Raw genomic sequence first — 18,407 nt, 5'->3', positions numbered from 1 at the left:
CGCGGCTGACCTGAGGTTTTCAGTGACGTAGGGCTCTGCAGGCTGTGTCACTGATGACGCTGGTCTCTGTCACCGGTGACGCGGGTGACGTGGGGTGACACAAGAAGCAGGTTCTGCGTCACCCCACGTCACCACAGCTCACCGGCGGTTTTCGGGCCGCCGGTGACACAGGTGACGCAGTGTCTCCTCTCTTAGGAAAAGAGAGGGAGGTGTCTGTGTTGGGGTGCGCCTTCGGTCGTGAAGAGGGAGCCGCTGCGCGGCACGTTCTCCAAGGGGCGGCGCTGCCGCCAGAACAGCAAGAGGAGCACCCCGGGCCGGGCGGGGGTGCTCCTCTTGCCTGTGCACGAGCGCTCGCGGTGGTTCGGGTCAGAACATCGGCCCCTGCTCGTCGGCCGGGGGCGTGGGGCGGGTCATCTCGATGTAGCGGGCGGTGCGGGTGCGGCCCCAGTCGACGAGGACGCCGCGGGCGGCGAGGACGGGCTGGAGGCGCTTGAGGCGGTCAGAGAGGACCTTGCCGGTCGTCGGCCACCCCTTGGGCAGCGGGCGGATGTCCTCGCCGCTGTAGAGCTGGGTGAGGCCGTGCAGCCACTCCGAAGACGTCATCCGGACCTCCGTGCCCGGGTCGATGCCGGCGGCGTGCTTGAGGACGGTCTGGGCGAGCAGGTCGCCTTCGATGACGTCGTCGTTAAGGTCGTCGAGACTGGCCCGGTAGGCGTCCAGCGCGCCGAGACTGCCCGCGGCGTCGAGCCGGGCGCAGAGGTGGGCGAAGTCGGCCATGCGCAGGTCGGTGGGGATGTCGGCCTGAGCGGAGCGGACCTGGACGGTCAGGTCGAGGACGGAACCGAGGATGACGGGCAGCACGTCTTCGAACTCCGCCCACAGTTCCGCCTCGGTGCGCCGCACCCGCGGGCGCTCCAGGCGGAGGGGGAGGAGTCGTTCGGCGAGGTCGGGGCGGATGACGCCGACGTCGATGCCGGTCAGCAGCAGCGGGCGCCGGTATCGGGAGCGGACGACGTCGCCGTCGGTGAACAGGGCGCGTTTGATGGTCTCGGCGCCGGTGACGATGCAGCACATGAGGTCGGACAGGTCCGGGCCGAGGTGGGAGAGGTTGTCCAGGGCGGTGACCCATCCGGCCGCGACGGCCGTGATCAGGTTCTCCTCGTCCTTCGGGGCGCGGCGCAGGTCGCCGCTCATGCCCTCGATGATCCGTACGAGCATCCGGCCGGCGGTGGACTTGCCCGCGCCCTGGGGGCCGGTGAGGAACGGGGCCGGGACGGGCGCGGACGGTCCCAGGCAGCCGATCAGCCAGGCCAGGGCCAGGCTCTCGCCCTGGGCGTTGGCGAAGTTGCACAGGCGCATCAGCAGGTCGATGCCCTTGCCGTTGGTCTTCTCGACGGGCAGCGGAAGCTCGCCGGTGAGCTGGGTGCGCCGCCAGGACACCTCGCGGGGGTCGGGGGTGAGGATCTTCCAGCCGGTGGGGTGGATGCGGACCGACTTTCCGTCGTCGCGGCCCAGGTCGAGCCAGGTTGCGCCGTCGAAGCCGGGGGCGACGCGGATGTGGGTGGGTTGTACGTCCTCGTTCAGCGCGAGCGCTTCGATCAAGTCGAGTGCCTCCTTGAGGGCGGTTCCGTTGAAGACGCCGTGCCCGTCGCGGAACAGGCCGACCATGAGTTCCTGCCGGTGGCTCCCGGTCGTGCCCTGGGAGCGGATGGGGCGGGCCACGGGGTGGCCGTTCTTTTGCGCGTACACGGTGCCGTCGACGGTCCGGAAGTACCGGAAGTGGGCCTGCGCGTAGTCGGTGATGACCTGGCGTGCCGGGGTCTTGTCGTCCTCGGACATGTCACATCCCCAGAGCCGTGCGGGCGTTGGTCCAGGCGTCCGTGCAGTGCCGCGGGGACTCCCCCTTGGCCTGCGCGGCGGTGAACAGTCGGTCGATGTGCGATTCGGTGAGGCAGCCGCACCGGCCGTGCGCGGAGAGCACGGCCAGGAACGTCCGGTACACCGTCGCGTGGACCGCGCTCGCCGCGCCTGTGATGCGCTGCTCGGCCATGGCGATCCCGCGCTCCAGGTAGGCGGGCGAGCGGTGCGGGCACCGTCCGCCCCCGGCGGGCGCGGGCACGACGACGGTGCGCGGCGCCGGCAGGATGGCGGTGGGCCTCTTCTCGGCGAGCGCGCGCACGACGTCCGGCAGTGCCGCCATCGTGCAGGTGCCGGGGCCGAGCCACCGGGCGTAGGACATCGACGACTTCAGGTCGACACCCGCGCGGACGCCGTTCACGGAGCGCATGGTGCCCTCGTAGATCCAGTGTTCACCGCGCGTCGTGACCACCGTGCGGGTGGACGGCAGGGTGGTGCGGGCCCAGTCGACGGCGTCGGTGTCGTCGAGGTCGACCACGGTGACTCCGGCGCCGCCGGGGTGGTAGGCCACGGCCCCGGCACGGCGCCATGCGGCCGTCCAGGCCGGGGAAGAGATGACGTGCGGGTCGGTGGTGGCGGCGGCCCAGGCGTGGCACGGGAACGGGCAGGCGCAGGGGCCGGGGGTCTTCATGTTCGGCCGTCCGCCGCAGGCGTTGTCCGCGCACGTCGAGCAGTTGCCGAACGGGCCCTTCCCGGCGCGCAGCGGCAGGACCGGCAGACCGCCGGCGGCCAGCCGCAGGGCCACGTTGAGGTGATCGTCGGTCCGGACGTCTCGCCGGATGAGGGTGGGTTGGGTCATGCTGGGTGTCTCCAGTTCCGTGAGAAGTACTGGTTAGCGAGGGCGGCCCCGGAATTTGGCGAGACGGGGGCCGCCCTCTTCCCTGTCCGCGGAGATAAGAGGCGGCGGGGTGTCAGAGGGGGCGGTTATGGTCGCGGCATGACGACGACCGTTGACCTTGTGCCGGGCTTGCTCACGACGCGCGATGAGATTGCAGCGGCGTTCGGCTGTGGAACCTTCCAGGGCATTGAGCCGGCTGTGGAAGCGAAGAAGGTGTTTGTCTACTCCGACCCGTCCGCGGGCGAGGAGTACGGCTACACGTTCGATGGCCGCGCCGAGGACGACGAGTACGGGCCGCTGTACCTGTACACCGGGTACGGGAAGTCGGGAAACCAGGAACTCAAGAGCCGGAACAAGTCCCTGCACAACCACGCCGAGGCTGGCCGCGAAGTGCACCTCTTTGTGGCAGACGGCAAGGTGCCGGACTCCGGCCAGAAGCGGCAGCGGTACATCGGGCAGATGATCGTCGACCCGATCACCCCGTATGTCACCCGTACCGGCATCGGTGAAGACAAGAAGCAGCGGACCGTCCTGGTCTTCCGCCTGCGTCCTGCACCCGGTACGACTCCCGTGTGGAAGGAGCAGGACCGCCTGCCCGCGGCCACCACTACGGCCATCGAGGAGATCGACGCGCCCCCGCAGTTGGTGATCCCGGCGCAGACGAGCGTCAAGGCGAAGAGCTCCGAGCAGTTCACGGCCACCCAGACGATCGCCAACGTGGTCGGCGGTCTGAAGACGGTGAACCTTCGGGAGGGGCTGTTGGTTGAGGCGTTCAAGAAGCACCTTGCTGCGGCTGGCCATGCGCACAAGACGTTCCAGATCACGATCGCCGGCGAGCCTGGTGCGCTGACACCGGACCTCTACGACGTCACTGACCACGTGCTGTATGAGGGCAAGGGGCTCACCACTCGCCACAACATTCGGCTGGCTATCGGCCAGTTGATGGACTACCGGCGTCATGTCGAGAAGTTCGAGGGTGCCGGCTTGCGGGTGGCTGTGCTCCTGCCGAGCGAGCCGAGTGCTGACCTCAAGGACTTGCTCGTCTCGCAGGGAGTGCACCTCGTCTACCAGACGGAAGACGGATTCTCCGGCTTCCCGCTGCCTTCCTAGGCACAGCCGGAGAAGAGGGCGGCCCCGGTCTTTGGTGAGACGGGGCCGCCCTTGTTGCTGTTACGCGGCGAACAGGTCGCGCTGCCCTGGATCGACGTCGACATCGACGACGGGCGGCGGAGGGTCGGTGGTGACCGGGGTCAGGACGGGTGCGCGCTTGTCGGTGGTGGGGCCGTCGTTGTGGAAGCGCCAGGTGCCGACGTCGTGCTGCGACCGGTCCTTCGAGGGCGGGGTATAGCGGCGGGGCTCTCCGGGGTGGGTGGCGTTCCAGTCCTCGGCGCACACCTTGTGGACGGACTCTCCGGCGTGGGACCGCATCGGGGTCGGCCTGCCGCATAGGCAGCAGGGCCGGTCCCGGGTGTGATCGAAGTGCCGGGCGTCTCCCCAGTCGACGAGCGGGGCCATGGCCGGTCAGAGGTTCTGGACGGTCTGGATGAGGGATTCGGTGAGCTGGTTGATGGGCTTGGCGGCGCCGGTGGAGGCGAGGAAGAAGCCGAACCCGGCGGCGGTGAACGCCGCTCCGGGGCTGAGGGACTTGGAGCGCAGGAGGAAGAACAGGACGAGTCCGAAGAGCGCGACCAGGGAGACGGTCACGGCCATGGCGGTATCTCCTTCGACGTGGGTCAGCGGGTGCCGGCGCGGTGGATGGCGCGGCTGTGGTTGGTCAGGCGCCGGCCGACACGGAGTCGCTTGCCGTGGCCCTTGCAGCGTCGGCACGGCTTGGTCTTCTTGGGGCGGCGCTTGCGGTCGAGGACGACCTTGCCGCCGAGTCCCTGGCACTTGCGGCAGGTCCCGAACGGGGACGCCGCGCACAACAGGGAGTAACCGGCGAGGATGGCGAGCAGGAGCAGGGCACTAGCGGTGAGCATGGGTGGTCTCTCCCCCTCCAGGGGTGGTTTCCAGGGGTTCTCGCAGGTGGGCCGCTAGACGCTAGTGCGCAGGTCAGCGCCCATTTGGTGTGCTAGCGCGGCTGCTAGACCTAGCGGCCGGGGCTGCTAGGTCTAGCGGTGCTGCTCGGGTCAGGCGGCGGCCCGATCGGCGTTACGGCGGGTGACGGCGTCGGTGATGTCGGTGCGGTCGATGCCGCGCCGGTTGGCGCCCTTGCCGTCGTCGGTCTGGCCCCAGACCTGTCCGGGCTTGATGCCGTAGGGCTTGAGGGCCGCGGTGACGTTCTCGCCCTTCCAGCCCGCGTACGTGTCCGGGCGGAGCATCGTCAGGCGGATGGCGATGCGCTCGCACCACACGGCCTTCTCGCCGTCGAGGATGACGTCGAGGACGTCGGCGAGGATGTTGGATCCGGTGGTCTTGTCGGGGCCCTTGCCGATGGCGTGGCCGGTGACGTTGCCGTAGTCCTCGCGGGCCTTGCGGGCCCGCGCGACGACCTGCTCGGCGGCGACGGCGTCGACGAACGCGGAGGCGACGATGCGGGGGTCGTCGCCCTCGCCGGCCATCCAGCAGATGCCCCGGTCGGAGCGGGAGAACATCGTGGCCCGGTAGCCCGACTTGTACATCGAGGTGCCCAGCACCATGTCGTTGGCGGGCTGCCCCATCACCTTCAGGCAGAACCGCAGGATCGCGTTCGCCGAGATGCCGGTCGGCAGCGACTTTGCGTCCGGCCGCTGCGTTCCGAAGAGCGTGACGATGCCGAGGGCGGGGCCGCGCTTGACGAGGTCGGTGCAGATCGCTTCGATCTCCGCCCCGTGCTCGCCGTGCTCGAAGGGCACCTGGCACTCGTCGAACCCGACGACGATCGGGTGCAGCCCGAGTGACTTGTCGTCCGCGAGGGCGGGGGTGACCTTCGACTCGGGGCAGCGCGAGCGCGGCAGGGACTTGATGACCTTCGCCCGGCGGCGCAGCTCTTCCTTCAGCTCCCGCAGCGATTCGACGACGTAGCTGATGTCGTCGTCCTCCTCACCGGCCCGGTAGCGGTGGCAGACCGGTTCCAGGGCGCCGAAGTCGCCGGTGCCCTTGAAGTCGAATGCGTGGATCTCCGCGCGCGGGTCGAGGGCGGCGATGAGTAGCAGCAGCCGCATCAGGAATGTCTTGCCCATGCGGGGGACGGAGCCGACGACGACGGCCGCGAACATCAGCGTCACGCTCACGTCCCGCATCCGCTGGTCGTTGCCGAACACGACCGGCTTGAACAGATCGACCATGCCGGTCTTGAGCAGGGGCCATGCCGGTTTGGTGGTCTCGTTCATCGGCTTGTCCCCCACCCACAGGACGAGACGGCCCTCGTGCTCGGTGGGGTCGGGCGAGGGCCACACGCAGCCGACCTTGCGCCGCAGACCGGACGCGAGGGGCTTGCGGGCCTCCATGATGTCCTACGGCGTGACGCCGTAGGGCAGGTCGAGGTCGGCGCGGTAGCCGGGCCCGTCGCGGACGATCTCGCTGGTGAAGCGCAGGCCGTTCATGTCGCCGCCCTTCTTGATGGCGGCGGAGATCTTCGCGTTGCCGATCGAGTCCAGACCCCGGAGCACGATCGACCCGGTGAGCTTCTGGATCTCCGTCTTCAGCACCGCGGGGCCGACGACCGGGGAGTCGGGCTGCTGTCCGGCCATGCCGAGCAGCAGCACCCCACCGGTGGCGAACACGAACAGGTAGGCGGGGGCGACGACGTACAGCCACAGGGCGAAACCGGCGCCGAAGACGAGGGAGACGAGGGTGACCAGACCGCGCAGCCGGATACGGCCGGCGCGCAGCTTGGACAGCCGCATGTACTCCTCCACGTCCTCCGTGCGCACCGCGTAGTCGCGCAGCGGCGCGGCCTCCCGGTCCCACACCCACCGGTTGGTGGAGGCGATGAACCGGCAGGTTCCCCGCGGCGACATCAGGGCAAGGCGTCCGGCATACACGGGGATGCGGACGCCGTGGTAGAGCGCCGCGTAGCCGACGTTCGCGCCGGTGTGGCGGGTGGTGGCGAGGAAGTCGCGCCGGTTGGTGAGCCATCCGGCGAGGACCGGCTTGCGCTTCTCTATGGTCACCTTCGGGTCGGGCAGGGACGGGTTGTCCACCATCGTCGGCGCAGTGGGCGTCTCGTCGTCGTGGTCCATGTCGGGCACGGGCCGCAGGTGTGCGGCCGTGGGCGTCTCGGTCATGCTGTGGTTCTCCTGCTGCTCGAAAGGGCGAGGGAGGGACCCGGGGACGGCGCGGTTTCCTTGGCCGGGACGGCCGTCCCCGGGGCGTAGCTACTTGCGCTTGGGCTTGAGGGTCACCACGCCGCAGGGCCGGTAGCCGGCGGCCTGCACGGACTCGATGACGCCCTCACGGGCGGATGCCTCGCTGTGGGAGTCGACAAGGCCGCTGTGCTTACCCAGGCGGCCCTTGCTGTCGGTCGCTTCGACGGTGAATTTCCAGGTCAACAGTGGGGCGCCCACTCGGCTCCTCCTGTGTGATTCGGGATGCGGCCACGGCTCCTCTCCTGGCGCTCGAAAGCGGTGGAGGGAGGGTGTCAGGGGATGGCGCTGTTCCTTGCCCGGGGATGGCCGTCCGCGGGGCGTCGCTACTTGCGCTTGCCGTCGTTCTGGTCGGCACGCTTGCGGGCGCGGTCGATGATGCGGTCGACCTTCTTCTCCAGGTCGCCCTGGTGGACGGTGTCGCCGGCGATGGACCGCTTGCACATGCGGGCCACGTTCCACGCGATCCGGGCGTGCTCTCCGGCGGTGAGCTTGGGGTAGTTCGGGTCCTGCGGCATCAGTGGTTCTCCTTCGTCTGCGTGATCGTGGCGACGGCGCGGCGGATGATGGCGGCGTGGTCGAAGGCCACCTGCGGGAGGTCGCTCAGGGGCCACCACTGGGCGTGGGTCGCGTCGTCGCCCGCCTCGATGGGCGTGCCGGACACGACCTCCAGGTGGTAGGCGACGGTCACGTACCTGCCGCGCGGGTCCCGGTCGGGCTGGTCCCAGACGCCGAGCTGGTCCAGCTCTTCCGGTGCCGCGTACACACCGGCTTCCTCGGCGAGTTCGCGGGCGGCGGCGACCATGCTCGTCTCGCCCGGGTCGACGTGCCCGCCGGGCAGCGCCCACTGACCCTTGAACGGGTCCCAGCCCCGCGCGATCAGCAGGACGTACCCGTCGGTGGTGGTGACGACGACGTCGGCGGTGTAGCGGACGGTCTCGAACGTTTCGGTCTCGGTCATGTCGTCCTTTCGGCCGGGGCTGTCCCGGCTCCCCTCACCGCCCGAACGGGTCGGGCGGATCGGGCAGCCGTCAGCGACGGCGCTTCCGGGCCTTGCTCAGGGTCTTGGCCGCGGCCTTGCCGTCCGGGCCACCGATCGACTTCACGACGCTCACGACGCCCCAGGCGAGGACGGCGGCGAGGAACGCGAGCAGCGCGAGGTTCGCGGCGATGGCGGTGAGCGCGCCGACGAGCAAGGGGCCGAAGTAGACCCCGGCGGCCACCGTGCCGGCGCCGATGCCGGAGCCGAGCGCGATCCGCTGAACGGTGCGGTCCGGCGGCGCCTGGTGGATGTGCTGATGCACCACCTGCGGGGCGGCGGCGGTCGGCTGGATCGGGGTGGGGAGGTGGTCGGCGTAGGTGTAGGTGCCGTCCGGGAGCTGCACGACCCGGACCGGCTCAGGCAAGTTGTTCACGGCCGCTTCCCTTCGGCTCGGACCTTCTGCGTCCAGGCGTCCTGGAGGCGGGTGAACTCGGTGTGGATGGGGTCGCCCTCGATGCACGGCTCGCCGTCCTGGCAGTCCAGGCAGAGGCCGGTGTGCTTGGCGGACTCCTCGAAGGAGCGCATGTAGGCGATGAACAGCTCGTCGTCGCTCATGGGGTTCTCCCGGGTCACAGGTCGGTGAGGGCGTCCGTGGGGATGACGTAGATCTCGGTGATGAACGCGCCGCTGTTCCAGTAGCTGAAGCTCTGGTGGACGTGGGCGATGTGGAGGCTGTTGCCGTCGCGGTCGGTGGTCTCGTAGACGTGGACGGTGTCGACGCCCTTGCGGGCCGCGCCGATGCAGCCGCGGGCGGTGTGGACGGTCAGCCGTTCCGGGCGGTGGTGCCCGGTGCGGTCGGTGCCACTGCGGCGGGACAGGCGGTACAGGGTGACGGGTCGCATGGCGTGACTCCTCGGGTCAGGCAGCGGACGTTTCCGGGTAGGCGCAGGGGGTGCACATGCCGAGAGAGGGCGGGATGCGGTATCCGGCGTCCCGCCCGCACTCCGGGCAGATCCGACGGGCCGCGTTCGCCCGTTCTAGGGCCGCCCACCGGGCCGGGGTCATGGGCCGGACCGGGCGGGCCAGATCGATGCGGTAGAGGAACGCGACCAGCGGGCCGCGGCGGCGGCGGGGGCGTTCGAGCTGCGCGGCGACGTCCTGACCACCGGGTCGCAGCCCCATCGCCCGGAGCTGCCGGAACGTCGCCAGACCCTCGGGAGCGAGACGCCACCGGTAGACCGGGACGGCACTCATGCCGCCGCCTCACCGCGTTCGCCCTTGAGGGTGTCGCGCAGCCACCGGCCCTTCTCCGGCGACGTCCGCAGCGCCTTCCGGATCCCGTCGGCGGTCAACTGCTCCACCGACCACGACTCCGTCAACCGCCGGGCCTGAGCGAGTAGTTCATCCTTCGTTCGGCGCGGTTGGGTCGACTTCGCCGCGTCCGGTACCCGGTGGGTCACCCGCTTGGGCGGGGTCGACTGATCGGCTGCGTCGACCCGCTTGGGCCCCCGACCGGTCGACTCGGCCGGAGCAGGCCGGGTGGACTCTTCCAGTTGGAGGAGGTCGTACGGGCTGCGCTTGACCGGGCCCGGTTCGAGGGCCGGTACGGGCAGGTCAGAGGTAGACCGTTCCATGCTGATCTGGGTCGATTCCTCCGCATTCGTGGAGTGGATCGATCCAGTAGACCGGTCGATGTCCAGCTCCACGACCACGTCGACCGGTTCATCGACCGGTCGGGCGGTCAGGGCAGGGGCGGTCGCGACGCCGAACATGTCGGCAAGAGCGGCGTCGGCGCCCTCGGTGACGTGTTCGCGTTGGACATCGACCAGTCGAGTACCCAGGACGATGTCCCCGGCGCCGACCTTCCGGGCCAGCTTCCACGACTCCAGCTCCGACTTCCGACGAACCTTCTCGTCGGGATGGTTCGCCGCGCGGGCCCGGTGGTAGGCGAGGGCCTGCACCACGTCGGCGGCGTGCGCTTCCGCTTCGGCGTCGCGGCCGTCGCGGTAGACGACGATCCGCCGGGCGAGGAACGCGGCGCCCTCGGCGGACGCGGTCATGCCCATGGGGGTGAGGGCGTAGATGACCATCTCGCCCGGTGTCTTGGCGGCGGTGGCGGACATGGCGGACGCGGCGGCGGGAAGAGCCCACAGCCCCGCCCGGATCACCTTCGGGGAGGACTGCCCGAGCATCGTCAGCCCGAGCAGCACGATCGCCAGCACGGCGGTCGCACCCTCACCGGCCGCGACCGCACCCACCGCCGTCCCCGCCCCGAAGACGGCCTTGATGTTCGTGTAGGTGCCGTACCCACCGGCGACACCGGTACCGAGCATCGGCACGAACGCCGCCCCCAGTACGACCTTCTGCGCCCGCCTCAGGGGCTTGCCGGTCACGCTCACGACGCCTCGCCACCCTCGCACTCGTCGGCACGGACCAGAAGGCGGTGGACGCCGAGCACGCCGACTTCGGCGAAGAAGCCCAGACCGAAGAGGTCCCAATTGCCGACGAGCGCTCCCCAGACCACGGCGGCGACGCAGGGCATCAGGAGCACCCAGTAGACGACGGGGTTCATGCGGCACCCCCCGGCTTGGGCGGGTTGGTCAGGCCGGTCATGGCGGCGATCTGGTCGCCGGTGAGCTTGGTGTTCTCGTCCATGGCGTGGGCGACGGTGCGGATCTCGCGCCACAGTCGGCCGACCTTGAAGCGGGCCATGCCCCGGACCATGCCCCACGACTTCCCGCCGGCCGGGACGTGGTCGCGGCCGAGCAGGTAGCCGAACTGGGCGAGGACGTCGACGGCCCGCTCGCGGTCGTGATCCGCGGCGCAGGCGAGCGCCCGTTCGGGCGTCCACAGGCCGTAGGCCATCAGGTACTGCACCTGCGCGATCTCTCCGGCGGCGCACTGGGCGGCGTAGTGCCAGGCATCAACGCAGTCGACGTCGAAGGTGGTCAGGCCGCTGACGGTGTACCGGTCGGGTTCCGGGAACCAGGCCACGACCTCGCTGGACACCACGTGCACGCCGTAGGTCATCGCGAGCACCGCGTGACCGGCCTCGTGGAACGCGAGGCCGAGTCGGGCCTGCTCGTAGTCGAGCGGCATCTCGAAGGTGGGGCGGGTGTTGCCCCGGTGGTCGAGCAGCAGATCCGAGGTGGGGGCGGTGGCCATCACGCGGCACCGCCCGTCAGCATCACGCCGGCGCGGTTCGACAGGTCCCGGCGCTCCGCGAGGACCCGGTTGCGGGCCCGGCGGATCCGCCGCTCGTCCAGCTCGGTGGCGGCCCGGTCGAGGGTCATGATCTGCGCGTCGAGCAGGGCGACCTCCGCCAGGATCAGCGGCATCTCGGCCTCGATCGCGTCCAGCTCCGCGTCCGACGGCTCACCGCCGAACCCGGTGGCCGTAACAACGGCCTGAAGTGCAACGATGGACTTCATTGGGTGGTTCCTCTCACTCAGGAACGGCCCGAAACGACCCCCCGGTGTTCCAGCACCGGGGGGTCTCGCCGTTGTGGCGCGGGCCAGCGCCCCGACCGGGAGTCGAACCCGGCCTTCGACCATCAGGGCTAAGGGGTTACAGCGCGGCACCGGCCGCATGAACGAGCCGATCGGCCGCTTCGATCGCCGCGGCGCGGCGGGTGTTGAGGGTCTCGGCGTCCGCCGCGTTCCGCAGGGCGTAGGCGGCGCGGGCGGCGGTCGACGCGGACTCGGCCAGCGAAGGGGCGAGGATCTGCACGGCGGTGAGCGGGGCGGTGATCGCGGCCCGCGTGGCGTGACTCTCGGCACGCGCCTGCTCGTAGGCAGCCGACGCGGCGCCGGACAGTCGCAGGTCCTCGCGGACCCACATCGCCCGGCGGTGCTCGGACAGTGCCGCGACCAGGCTCGTGATCGCGGCGAGCCGCTCACGGCGTAACTCGCCGGCCTGCACCTCGGTGCGCTCCCGACGGGTCAGACGCTGCTGGAGCAACCCGGCGACGACCGCGCCGAGCAGGGTGCCGAGAACGGCGATGACGCTGGCGATGGTTTCCATGACTCTCCTTCGAAGATCGTGTGGAGCGTTCCGGCTCCCCTCTGCCCTGCCCGTACGGAACCCCGCGTACGGGGCCGGACGGGCAGGGGAGGCAACCGGCCGCAGCAACCGCTGCGCAGGTGACCTGACATCCGCGAATCACCGGATAGTCCTGTGCGCCGAGACGGCGGCGGATCAGGGGGACGCGGTGGGCGCCGCCGCCGTGCCGGTCCAGCACTGGCGGCGCGCCCAGAGTCTTCGTCGGTACACATCAGCCTCCCGATTTCGGTCGGACGGGTGCGGGTGGTGCAGGTGTCTCGCCTTCGGGAACACGAGCTCCCGGTTCAGGCATGCGAGACGGCGACCTTTCGGTCTCGCCCTCCGGTTGACCAGGGATCCGGGGCCCTCAGCCCCGTCTCTCAGGGGCTCCTTGTCGAACACACCAGCCAGACCCTTTCGGGACTATCTGGTGCGCACCAATAGATTGGCATCTGGTGCGCACCAGATGCAACCCCCAATGTGGATTGCGTGTCGGTGTGCTCTTCTAGAGAACGGCCGAAGTCGGGTGTCTCGGTAGCCAACTGGGGTTAACCTCAGGGGTGTTAACCGGCTCTCACCTGGGGCTTTGCAGGAGGCGGCGTGGCTATGGGGTTAAGGTCCGTCAGGAACGCGCGAGGTTGGTCGCAGGACCGATTGGTCTACGAGATGCGGCGGTTCGCGGAACAGCGACTGCTCGACATTGCGTCGGCAGCGAGCCTCAAGACCTACATCTCGGAGTGGGAGAACGGGCGCCGGAGCATCACGGACCGGTACGCGACGATCCTCCGGCCGCTCCTCGGCGTCACGGACGCCGAACTGCGGGGCGCGGCCGAGTCTCAGGAGCCACAGGCGGATGGGTACGCGGACCTGCTGAGTCGGATCGATGCCGCGAGCAGCCTGAGTGAGTCCGTGGTTCCGTCGTTCCTGGCCCAGACTGAGCTGCTTCGCACCATGGACCGGCAGATGGGCGCGACGGGCTTGGTCGACCAGATGAACGGCCACCTGGCCGCGATGGAAGACGCACTGACTTTCGCTGTGCTTCCAGGTGCACGCCGGCCCATCGCGACGGCCCTCGCCGGAGCGTCGACCCTCGCTGCCTGGCAGGCGCTGGACGCCGGTGCGGTGGACAGGGCATGGCGACGGTACGAGCTGGCCAAGAAAGCCGCTCAGGACGCCGAGTCGCCGCTGTATCTGGCGCACGCCATGGGGGAGCAGGCGTACGTACTCGCGGACGCCGGCCGACCGCAGCTCGCGGTCGAACTGGTGCGGGACGCGCAGCGCACCCAGCCTGAACGGCAGTCGCCGCGACTACGGGCATGGCTCGCGGCTGCCGAGGCGGAGCTTTGCGCCGCGGCCGGTCCCGACATGGAGTCGCCGGCGCGGTCGGCCCTTGAGCGCGCTACCGCGCTCCTTCCGGACGACGGCGAGACGCGCGACGCCGACATGCTGAGTATCTTCCTCAACACCGGACACTTGGCGCGGTGGCGTGGGAACGTCCTCGCCAAGCTCGGAGACGCCTCAGCCATGGAAGAGCTGTACGCGTCACTCGCCAGCGCTGACGCGTCCTTCGTGCGCGCGAACTCCGGCCTTCATTGCGACCTCACTCAGGCGCACCTCGCCCGGGGGGAACTGGAGGACGCGCGGTCCCATCTTCAGCAGGCCAGGCTGCTGGCGAACCGCACGGGATCCGTGCGGTTTCGCCGTCGCGTGGAGATGCTTACCGGTCGCCTCTAGTGCGGGACGCCAGGATGTGGAGCAGGGCCACGAGTGTGCCCGAGCCCATGAGCTTACCCTCAGACATAAGCCGGGGGATCTGGTCGAGGGGGATCCAAGCAATCTCGCCCGCCTCCTCGGCGTCTGTCGGCTCGCCGATCTTCTCGGCTCCACGGGCCACAAAGATCTCGTGCGGCGAGTCAACCATGCCGATCATCGGCTGGTAGCTGACGACGTGTTCGACGGCGCTGGGGCGCCACCCAGTCTCTTCCTCGGTCTCGCGGGCCGCCGTGGTCGCAGCATCTTCGCCCGCGTCCACGATTCCGCCCGGCAGCTCCCAGCCCCACTGCTCCGGCACGAAGCGGTAGCGCCACAGCATGAGCACACGGTCTTGGTCGTCGATCACAGCAGTGATGGCTACGCGGAAGAGCCGAACGACGTGGTGCTCGAAGCGGTCAACGCCGGGCGGTTCGACGTCGACCAGGTCCAACGTCACCCAAGGGTTTTCATAGACGTGGCGGGAGCCATAGATCTTCCACGGTTCCATCTCTGCCGGCATAGGAATACTTTCGCCGCCAAGAACACGGTAGGAACTGCGGTCGTAGGCCTTGATGAAGCGCTCGTTCGCGAGTCGATTCAAGACCTGCCGGAGGGCAGTACGGCCAATCTCCAGCTCTGCACTTAGCGTGCGCTCTGAGGGCAACTTGTCGCCCGGGCCGTACTGTCCCGCTTCAATCCATGACCGGATCTGCTCGTAGACCCTCTGTGTCTTGGGTCCCATTAGTGGCGTGCTCCTGACTCGTTGATTTGGCGATAAATTCTAGATCCCGATGAGCAGCAGGTTTCCGCGATCCGTGGACTTTAGCGCGAGCAGGTCTTGCCTGTCGCACAGAGCCTTGAATGCGGAGGTGGCGATCTCGATCGACCTGTCTTTATGATTCGAGGACTCGAAGAAGTCAGGCTCCTTGGTTCCATGGACCAAGTTACTGCGAACGGAGTACATCTTTTTGACTTCGTTGAATAGTTCTCTGCGTGCTGACGAGTCGTGGGGCTCCAACACGTGGGCGATCGACCCTGCGATTCGGAAGCCCACCTCTCCTTGGTTTGTGCCAAATAGATTCTCCCAGCAGATGACCGCATCTACGAAGGAGTCCATAGGGTCGAACCTTTCAGACGCAGCCGACAGGATACGCCTCATCCCCATGTCCAAGTTTGCAGGATTCTTGCTGACCTTTGTGGACCACTCTGCAGCTCTGACTGCCGTTTCTGCGTCTATTTCGATGGGTGGGTGGTGGCTTGAGATCGAGTGATGGATTGAGAAGCTCACCGAGTTACCGGCTTCGATGGGATTTACAACGGTCGTTGCGACACCAATGGGTGCCTGGGGTGAGCCTTCGCGCGCGAATAGGATTGCAAGCCGCTCAAGGTCGATCATGCGGCGCAGTTCCGTGTTGGACTTGATGAGGCGACTTCGGAATTGCTCCCAATGGGAGTCGGGGTCCGTGGCAGGAAAAATATCCAGAATCTCGATCTGGTAAGGAATTTCCAGGACAGACTGGATTCCGGCGGCATCAATGAAAGATTGATGGTCGCTCGGAGTGAATGGGCGAATCGTGCCGCTGTGAAGGCTGACTTCGGAGCCCTCTGGGATAACTACATTGCTCAATCCGACCAGTGCTTTGGTGTTTGCCTTTCGCGTACGGGCTAGTTTGCGGGCGTCCTGAAGTGACTGTCGAACTAGATCGAAGAATCCTGTAGGTGTGCAATCATTTGTTGACTTCTTGAGTGCAGCGCGCAAGAGCGCCCCGGCGAGAGTTGCTAGTTGAAGGGTCGAGCCCGACCCCGTCGACCAGTAGATCATTGACGAGATTTCAATGCCGACCCCATCATAGGTTTTCGGATCGGGTGCGTGCGGGAACAGCTTCTTGAGGTCGGAATCCTCTAGGATCAATCTACTCAGGTCTTTTGTCGATTGAGTGCCACGAAATGCGATACCTCCCGTCATCGCTGACGACATCCCTCCAGGGTCGCCCAGGGGGAGGGTTGTGAAAAGAGTGGCAGGGTAGGCGTCGCTGGCGATCGTAAACAATGCTGCTTCGATAGGGTCGGAGCTTTCCTTTGTTTCGATTCTCCCTCCGCAAAACTTGCGGAGGGCATTAGCGATGGATGATTGTGAAGACTCGTCGTACTGCATCACGTGCATCCTGGCCATGAAGGCCTGGTAATCATCGCTGCTGGACTGGGCAGCCCGGCAGGTATATTCCAGGGTTTCGATGACTTCTTGCTGGTTCCGTGAGAGGTTTAGTGACGGCATCTCTTCTGCTGGCGCATTAATGCAGTAGCTGATGAATCGATCGCCGAAGAACTCCCTGGCAGTCTCCATGGTGCGATCATAGTGGTGGCTGTCCCCAGGGGGCCGCTGAACAGCCGTAATCAATGGGGCAGTAGATCCCTGCGGCGTTGCGAGAGCCAGGCCACTTTCCACCTCTGCGGTCGTGTCGACAGTGAGTGGGGCCGTCCCTGGGCCGTCCGAAGACGGCCAAGGGACACCATCGGCCACCGAGAACCACCACTTGTGTGACGCTTCCACCTGTGACGACAGGGATCGGGAGAGGGAAGCGGGGCACCCCGTCACTTCCTCCGCAACAAGAAGCAGCGGACAGCCGTCAACGTGTTGCCCCTGCTCCCGAGCCGGCAGGCTGGCGATCCCGTACCCGCCGGCCCCTGCCAACAGGGGGAGCCACACGGGGAGCCACAGGCGGCGACACTCGGCGGACGTAGGCGGACTTCGGCGAACGTTGTGGCTCCCTGTACATGGGGGAGCGGGTGGGTTGAGCGAGGCCGCAAGACGGCCCGCATTACCTCACGGGTAATCGACCCCCTCCGCGGCGGACGGCATGCTCGGAGACACCGGAACCCGGGCGGCGCACTCCGTCCGGGCTCCGGGAACACCATCGGTTCGAACGTCCCCCATGGAGGGTGATCCGCCATGTCCCAGGCCCTGCTCGCCGGTCTCGCCCGCACCACGCGCCCCCAGGAGGCGGTGCGCCGGTTCCTCGCCCTCGACGCCGTCGTGACGGGGGCGAACGGGATCGCGTACCTGACCGCGTCCGGACCGCTCGGAGAGCTCCTCGGGGTCGACGCGGGGCTGCTGCTCGGACTCGGCGTGTTCCTGACTGTGTTCGCGGCCGGGGTGGCGTGGCTGGCGAGCCGCCCGCAGCCGCCGGTGGCGGCCGTGAAGCTCGTGGTGGACGCCAACGCGCTGTGGGCGCTGCTGAGCGTGGTGGCGCTGGTCGCCTGGCTGGAGCCGACCGCCGCGGGTCTGGTCTGGACGCCGATGCAGGCGGCCACCGTCGCCGGGTTCGCCGGCCTCCAGTGGGCGGCGCTGCGGGCCGCTACCCGCTGAGCGACCTGAGGTACGCGACCGTCGCCGCGTCGGCCGGGAGGAGCGTCTCGATGGCCAGCTCGGCGACCGTCACGTCCAGCGGGGTGTTGAACGTCGAGATCGACGACACGAAGGACAGCACCCGCCCGTCGTGCGCGATCCGCAGCGGCAGCGCGAAGTACGGATACGGCTCCTCCGCCGGGGAGTCGTCGGCCTCCGCGCCCGGCGGCAGCGGATACGCCGCCACCTCCTCGTACAGCGCGCGCAGCGACTCCGAGCGCGCGAGCGCGATCTGACGCTCCATCTGGGCGAGCAGGTGGCCGCGCCACTCCCGCAGGTTCAGGATCCGCGGCGCGAGGCCCTCCGGGTGCAGGGTGATGCGCATCGCGTTCAGCGGAGGGGTCAACAGGTGCTCCGGCAGCCCGTCGAGGAGCAGTCCGATGCCCTGGTTGGCCGCCACCACCGTGTACGAGCCGTCCACCACGAGCGCCGGATACGGGTCGTACCCCTGCAACAGCCGTTCGATGCCCTCCCGCAGCGCCTCCAGGCGCGGGGCGTCGAGCGGCGACTCCGTGTAGCGGGGGGCGTATCCGGCGGCGAGCAGCAGCGCGTTCCGCTCCCGCACCGGCACCTCCAGGTGCTCGGCGAGCTTCAGGACCATCTCCTCGCTCGGGCGGGAGCGGCCCGTCTCCACGAACGAGATGTGCCGCGCCGACGAGTCGGCGCGCAACGCCAGCTCCAGCTGGCTGAGCCGCCGCTGCTCACGCCACCCGCGCAGCAGCGGCCCTACCCCCGTGTCGCTCACGACAGTTGTCATGGTCAGACGGTATCCCAGAGGGGGACCCGGGTAGCTTTCTCCCGGGGGCCCGTCACCCGTCATCGCACCGCTCGACCGGAGGGAACACCACCGTGGCCACACAGCCGTTGTCGCAGAAGGAGATCGAGGACCGACTGCGGGAGCTCCCCGGCTGGTCCGTCGAGGAGGACCGGCTGACCCGGACCTACCGGCTCGGCGACCACTTCGCGGCGACGGCGCTCGTCGTGCACGTGGCCCAGATCCAGCAGGAGCTGGACCACCACTCCGACCTCACGCTCGGCTACAACACGGTCGCCCTCGCCGTGAACACCCACTCCGCCGGCGGCACCGTCACCGAGAAGGACTTCGAACTCGCCGAGCGCGTCGAGGGGATCGCCCCGGGCCACGGCGCGCACTGACCCCGGCGACACGGCCTCTCATAGGATCAT

The 18,407-nt window shown here is 68.5% G+C and carries 24 protein-coding genes and 1 pseudogene; 4 read left to right on the top strand and 21 right to left on the bottom strand.

Annotated elements, in window-relative coordinates:
• Nucleotides 1-366 precede the first annotated feature (366 nt).
• Nucleotides 367-1,839: a hypothetical protein gene (locus OO54_RS12600; protein ID WP_033202937.1), complete on the bottom strand. Its 1,473-nt coding sequence runs from the start codon at nt 1,837-1,839 to the stop codon at nt 367-369.
• A 1-nt stretch (nt 1,840) separates the two neighbouring features.
• A complete protein-coding gene (locus tag OO54_RS12595; protein ID WP_051786888.1) occupies nt 1,841-2,716 on the bottom strand; it encodes a bifunctional DNA primase/polymerase in 876 nt (291 codons plus the stop codon).
• Nucleotides 2,717-2,854: 138 nt separating this feature from the next.
• Here OO54_RS12595 and OO54_RS12590 point away from each other — a divergent pair, with 138 nt between their 5' ends.
• Nucleotides 2,855-3,865, top strand: coding sequence for an SRA domain-containing endonuclease (locus tag OO54_RS12590; protein ID WP_033202936.1), 1,011 nt, complete (start codon nt 2,855-2,857; stop codon nt 3,863-3,865).
• A 60-nt stretch (nt 3,866-3,925) separates the two neighbouring features.
• Here OO54_RS12590 and OO54_RS43010 read toward each other — a convergent pair whose 3' ends face one another.
• From OO54_RS43010 to OO54_RS12515, 16 genes and pseudogenes are all read right to left on the bottom strand, one after another.
• A complete protein-coding gene (locus OO54_RS43010) occupies nt 3,926-4,183 on the bottom strand; it encodes a hypothetical protein (RefSeq protein WP_063738273.1) in 258 nt (85 codons plus the stop codon).
• Nucleotides 4,184-4,276: 93 nt separating this feature from the next.
• A complete protein-coding gene (locus OO54_RS12580; protein ID WP_033202935.1) occupies nt 4,277-4,465 on the bottom strand; it encodes a hypothetical protein in 189 nt (62 codons plus the stop codon).
• A 23-nt stretch (nt 4,466-4,488) separates the two neighbouring features.
• A complete protein-coding gene (locus OO54_RS12575; protein WP_033202934.1) occupies nt 4,489-4,734 on the bottom strand; it encodes a hypothetical protein in 246 nt (81 codons plus the stop codon).
• A 150-nt stretch (nt 4,735-4,884) separates the two neighbouring features.
• A pseudogene (locus tag OO54_RS41485) lies at nt 4,885-6,963 on the bottom strand (cell division protein FtsK).
• Nucleotides 6,964-7,053: 90 nt separating this feature from the next.
• Nucleotides 7,054-7,242, bottom strand: coding sequence for a hypothetical protein (locus OO54_RS12565; RefSeq protein WP_033202933.1), 189 nt, complete (start codon nt 7,240-7,242; stop codon nt 7,054-7,056).
• Between the two features lie 125 nt (nt 7,243-7,367).
• Nucleotides 7,368-7,559 carry a DUF6257 family protein gene (locus OO54_RS12560; RefSeq protein WP_033202932.1) on the bottom strand — a complete coding sequence of 64 codons (192 nt, stop codon included), beginning with the start codon at nt 7,557-7,559 and terminating at the stop codon, nt 7,368-7,370.
• Entirely contained in the window at nt 7,559-8,002 is a 444-nt protein-coding gene (locus OO54_RS12555) for an NUDIX domain-containing protein (protein ID WP_033202931.1), read from the bottom strand. The genes OO54_RS12560 and OO54_RS12555 overlap by 1 nt, the downstream gene beginning before the upstream one ends.
• A 70-nt stretch (nt 8,003-8,072) precedes the next feature.
• The gene (locus OO54_RS12550; RefSeq protein ID WP_033202930.1) at nt 8,073-8,456 is read right to left on the bottom strand and encodes a DUF6251 family protein; all 384 of its coding nucleotides are present in this window, start codon (nt 8,454-8,456) and stop codon (nt 8,073-8,075) included.
• Complete coding sequence (locus OO54_RS12545) at nt 8,453-8,638, bottom strand: hypothetical protein (RefSeq protein ID WP_033203007.1); 186 nt, start codon at nt 8,636-8,638, stop codon at nt 8,453-8,455. Before OO54_RS12545 ends, OO54_RS12550 begins: the two co-directional genes overlap by 4 nt.
• Nucleotides 8,639-8,652: 14 nt before the next feature.
• The gene (locus OO54_RS12540; protein ID WP_033202929.1) at nt 8,653-8,925 is read right to left on the bottom strand and encodes a hypothetical protein; all 273 of its coding nucleotides are present in this window, start codon (nt 8,923-8,925) and stop codon (nt 8,653-8,655) included.
• A gap of 16 nt (nt 8,926-8,941) precedes the next feature.
• Nucleotides 8,942-9,277 (bottom strand): RRQRL motif-containing zinc-binding protein, encoded by a 336-nt coding sequence (locus OO54_RS12535; RefSeq protein ID WP_033202928.1) that lies wholly within the window; start codon nt 9,275-9,277, stop codon nt 8,942-8,944.
• Nucleotides 9,274-10,422 (bottom strand): hypothetical protein, encoded by a 1,149-nt coding sequence (locus OO54_RS12530; RefSeq protein WP_033202927.1) that lies wholly within the window; start codon nt 10,420-10,422, stop codon nt 9,274-9,276. Before OO54_RS12530 ends, OO54_RS12535 begins: the two co-directional genes overlap by 4 nt.
• Nucleotides 10,419-10,595: a hypothetical protein gene (locus OO54_RS45835; protein ID WP_157856464.1), complete on the bottom strand. Its 177-nt coding sequence runs from the start codon at nt 10,593-10,595 to the stop codon at nt 10,419-10,421. Before OO54_RS45835 ends, OO54_RS12530 begins: the two co-directional genes overlap by 4 nt.
• A complete protein-coding gene (locus tag OO54_RS12525) occupies nt 10,592-11,188 on the bottom strand; it encodes a hypothetical protein (RefSeq protein ID WP_033202926.1) in 597 nt (198 codons plus the stop codon). The genes OO54_RS45835 and OO54_RS12525 overlap by 4 nt, the downstream gene beginning before the upstream one ends.
• Nucleotides 11,188-11,454 carry a DUF6284 family protein gene (locus OO54_RS12520; RefSeq protein WP_033202925.1) on the bottom strand — a complete coding sequence of 89 codons (267 nt, stop codon included), beginning with the start codon at nt 11,452-11,454 and terminating at the stop codon, nt 11,188-11,190. Before OO54_RS12520 ends, OO54_RS12525 begins: the two co-directional genes overlap by 1 nt.
• A gap of 136 nt (nt 11,455-11,590) precedes the next feature.
• Nucleotides 11,591-12,046 (bottom strand): hypothetical protein, encoded by a 456-nt coding sequence (locus OO54_RS12515; RefSeq protein ID WP_033202924.1) that lies wholly within the window; start codon nt 12,044-12,046, stop codon nt 11,591-11,593.
• A 618-nt stretch (nt 12,047-12,664) separates the two neighbouring features.
• Between OO54_RS12515 and OO54_RS12510 the strand changes: the two genes are divergently transcribed.
• Complete coding sequence (locus OO54_RS12510) at nt 12,665-13,798, top strand: helix-turn-helix domain-containing protein (RefSeq protein WP_200146707.1); 1,134 nt, start codon at nt 12,665-12,667, stop codon at nt 13,796-13,798.
• Here the strand turns inward: OO54_RS12510 and OO54_RS12505 are convergent.
• On the bottom strand, nt 13,782-14,558 hold the full coding sequence (locus OO54_RS12505; protein WP_078905168.1) for an NUDIX domain-containing protein: 777 nt from the start codon (nt 14,556-14,558) through the stop codon (nt 13,782-13,784). The genes OO54_RS12510 and OO54_RS12505 overlap by 17 nt on opposite strands.
• Nucleotides 14,559-14,597: 39 nt before the next feature.
• Complete coding sequence (locus tag OO54_RS45830) at nt 14,598-16,160, bottom strand: HEPN domain-containing protein (RefSeq protein ID WP_157856463.1); 1,563 nt, start codon at nt 16,158-16,160, stop codon at nt 14,598-14,600.
• A gap of 606 nt (nt 16,161-16,766) precedes the next feature.
• On the opposite strand from OO54_RS45830, the gene OO54_RS12490 reads away from it, so the two are divergent.
• Entirely contained in the window at nt 16,767-17,183 is a 417-nt protein-coding gene (locus OO54_RS12490; protein ID WP_017236755.1) for a hypothetical protein, read from the top strand.
• Here OO54_RS12490 and OO54_RS12485 read toward each other — a convergent pair.
• Nucleotides 17,173-17,979: a helix-turn-helix domain-containing protein gene (locus tag OO54_RS12485; protein WP_033202922.1), complete on the bottom strand. Its 807-nt coding sequence runs from the start codon at nt 17,977-17,979 to the stop codon at nt 17,173-17,175. The two genes, OO54_RS12490 and OO54_RS12485, sit on opposite strands and share 11 nt — an antisense overlap.
• A gap of 92 nt (nt 17,980-18,071) precedes the next feature.
• Here OO54_RS12485 and OO54_RS12480 point away from each other — a divergent pair, with 92 nt between their 5' ends.
• Nucleotides 18,072-18,377, top strand: a complete 306-nt coding sequence (locus tag OO54_RS12480) for a 4a-hydroxytetrahydrobiopterin dehydratase (protein WP_033202921.1) — start codon at nt 18,072-18,074, stop codon at nt 18,375-18,377.
• Nucleotides 18,378-18,407: the final 30 nt, after the last annotated feature.

Source organism: Streptomyces wedmorensis (assembly GCF_000716445.1).
GTDB classification, from domain to species: Bacteria; Actinomycetota; Actinomycetes; order Streptomycetales; family Streptomycetaceae; genus Streptomyces; species Streptomyces wedmorensis.
This window is presented reverse-complemented; position numbering and strand designations above follow the sequence as displayed.